Source organism: Calditrichota bacterium (assembly GCA_014359355.1).
In the GTDB taxonomy this organism is placed as follows: domain Bacteria; phylum Zhuqueibacterota; class Zhuqueibacteria; order JANLFK01; family Oleimicrobiaceae; genus Oleimicrobium.
In genome coordinates, this window is record JACIZP010000132.1 from 1 (window position 1) to 2,365 (window position 2,365).

Consider the following 2,365-nt stretch of genomic DNA (forward strand, 5'->3'; position numbering starts at 1 on the left):
AGCACACACTCACGCACTCACTCAGTTTCAATCCTTGTTTTGCTGGATCGGCCTCCCAAACCGTCAACTACCCGCTCAATTGTTGCACGGTACTGGTAGTTTCAATCCTTGTTTTGCTGGATCGGCCTCCCAAACACATAACCGACTTCTCGCGTCCGCAATTTCTTGCGGTTTCAATCCTTGTTTTGCTGGATCGGCCTCCCAAACTCGGGGCGCGGCAAAAGCGGTGCGCCCCGCCGACCAGTTTCAATCCTTGTTTTGCTGGATCGGCCTCCCAAACGGTGCGTCCACGCCCACGCGGGGCACGCCGATTGCGTTTCAATCCTTGTTTTGCTGGATCGGCCTCCCAAACGCCGGCCCCGGGGCGGATCCAGATGACCTGCAGGGGGTTTCAATCCTTGTTTTGCTGGATCGGCCTCCCAAACTTGACTTCTCGGACGGCGAGGTACGACTGTGGAAACGTTTCAATCCTTGTTTTGCTGGATCGGCCTCCCAAACAGGTTCCCCTCTGCAACCCCATGTGACTTCACTGCTTGCGCCGCTTGTTCCGTCGCCTATTCTGGCCAGAAAAACGGCCCCGACACCGCAAAAAGGGCCCCAACAAGGTCGCAGCTGCAGCCACGGCGTAGCCCCGACTGCCTTGACTTTCCGGTACTTGGAAAGGGATCCTCCCTCATCTTCGCATAAATTCCCTACAGGCAAACCAGGACCGCTGCGGACGGCGCTCACACGCAGAGGTTGCGATAGCAACAATCCGCGCACTGGGCAGGGGTGCCCCGCTGCTGGGGGAAATAGCCCGTCTGGATAATGCGCAGAACCTCCTGTACACTGTTGCGTGCTTTGGCAAAGTCAGCCGGCCTGAACGCGACCTCACGCAAAAAGTTCTTTGAACGTACGTAGACCAGGTAGCCGCGCATGACCGATGCCCGGAAGGCCTCGGCGATCAACAAAGCTTGCAGGCAGAGCTGCGTGCGGTGGGTGGCGAAGACGAACGGGCGGTACTCGGCAAATTTGTACTCCAGCGGAGCCAATGTGCCGTCGGCCAGCCATAGCACCTCGTCCACTATGCCACGCAACTGGAGCTCCGGACTCGCCAGGTATACGGACACCGCCTTGCGTACGACGTTGATCCGTTTGCGCAGATAATCGGGGTTCATCTTGACCTTGCGCGCGTGGACTTCTCTTCCCATCAAGACTTTGAAGCGGGTCTCTTCATGCTCGGGGATGCCCAGGCACTCCTCAAAGTAGGTGAACCGCGGGCAAAAAAGATAGGCCATCACCTGCGTGATGGTGATGCTGACATTGGGTGTCTCAGAGAAAGAGGGCTCTGACTTCATCGGTCACCAGCTCCTTGTCAAAGGCCTGACCGAGCAGCCGCACCCGTGCAAAGTCGTCCTTGCACATGGGAAATAGGTACACCGAATCGCGCGTTTCGTCTATGAGTTTTGCGATGCGCAGCGCCAGCTCATCCACCTGCGTGGCGTTGAGCTCGCCCAGAAAGACTGACTTTTGCACCCGATAGATGCCAGCATTGAGGCAGGCTTTTGCTACTTTGTTCCGCACGGGGTTCTTTTCGATGTCGTACACCACCCATACGAGCATGGTCACTCCCCTCCGGCTGGCTGGTCATTTGGGACACCGCTTGCAGGTCGCTGGCCCTTTGCGGCATCTGCCCTACGCAAGAGAAGGTTTGCCACCCGATGGCATTCGAACTGGATGATGTCCCGCCGCATGATGTTGCGGCCTCGGTAGCGGACGCGTTCCTCCATGCGTGCATTGAAGGCGGCGATCAGGAGCTTCTTGCCTTCGGCATTCAGAGTGACCCCATTGTGCAGGTAGTCGAAATGCTCCTTGTTGGCCTGCCGCTTGCTGAAGAGATAGAAGGTGGTTTCTTCGGCAATGATGCGAAACGGTTCGATGAGGTCAAACACCAAGGACTTTTTGTTGTAATTGTCCGCATGGAGAAAGCCCACGAACGGGTCTAACCCCGCCAAGAGGCAGGCCCTTTCCACCATGCTGTAGAGGATGCCGTAGGCGTAGTTCAGCATGGCGTTGAATTCGTCCTTGGCAGGCTGACGGCTGCGGCCCTGGAACTTGTAAGGGTCGGGAATGAGAAAGCTGAGGGCGGCAAAATAGGCGCGCCCGGCACCTCCTTCGATGCCCATGACTGCGGAACGTCTGGCCTCGATGGTGCCGGTCAGTTGCTTGAGGTCGGCCAGGGCGGAGCGTAGCGTAGTCAGGTACTCGGCGAGCAGTTCGCTCTTGCCAGGGCGGTGGCGCGCCAGCTCCTGTAAGAAGTCGATCTGGTTCTGTACCTTGGCACTCACCCAGTCTATCACGAGCCGCAGCCCAAGTTCTGTCTCGG

The 2,365-nt window shown here is 57.8% G+C and carries 3 protein-coding genes and 1 CRISPR repeat array; all 3 genes read right to left on the bottom strand.

Features of this window, described 5'->3' with window-relative positions:
* The first annotated feature begins 24 nt into the window (after positions 1-24).
* Positions 25-498: a CRISPR direct-repeat array (repeat unit 37 nt; unit sequence GTTTCAATCCTTGTTTTGCTGGATCGGCCTCCCAAAC).
* 227 nt (positions 499-725) lie between these two features.
* Positions 726-1,337, bottom strand: a complete 612-nt coding sequence (gene cas4 / locus H5U38_05510) for a CRISPR-associated protein Cas4 (GenBank protein ID MBC7186472.1) — start codon at positions 1,335-1,337, stop codon at positions 726-728.
* Entirely contained in the window at positions 1,312-1,602 is a 291-nt protein-coding gene (gene cas2, locus H5U38_05515) for a CRISPR-associated endonuclease Cas2 (protein MBC7186473.1), read from the bottom strand. The genes cas4 and cas2 overlap by 26 nt, the downstream gene beginning before the upstream one ends.
* A 2-nt stretch (positions 1,603-1,604) precedes the next feature.
* Positions 1,605-2,365, bottom strand: a 761-nt coding sequence (gene cas1, locus H5U38_05520; protein MBC7186474.1) for a CRISPR-associated endonuclease Cas1, incomplete at its 5' end; no start/stop codon positions are given.

Coding starts and splice junctions, on each gene's coding strand:
- cas4 (MBC7186472.1), bottom strand. CDS start 1,337: ATGAAGTCAGAGCCCTCTTTCTCTGAGACACCCAATGTCAGCATCACC.
- cas2 (MBC7186473.1), bottom strand. CDS start 1,602: ATGCTCGTATGGGTGGTGTACGACATCGAAAAGAACCCCGTGCGGAAC.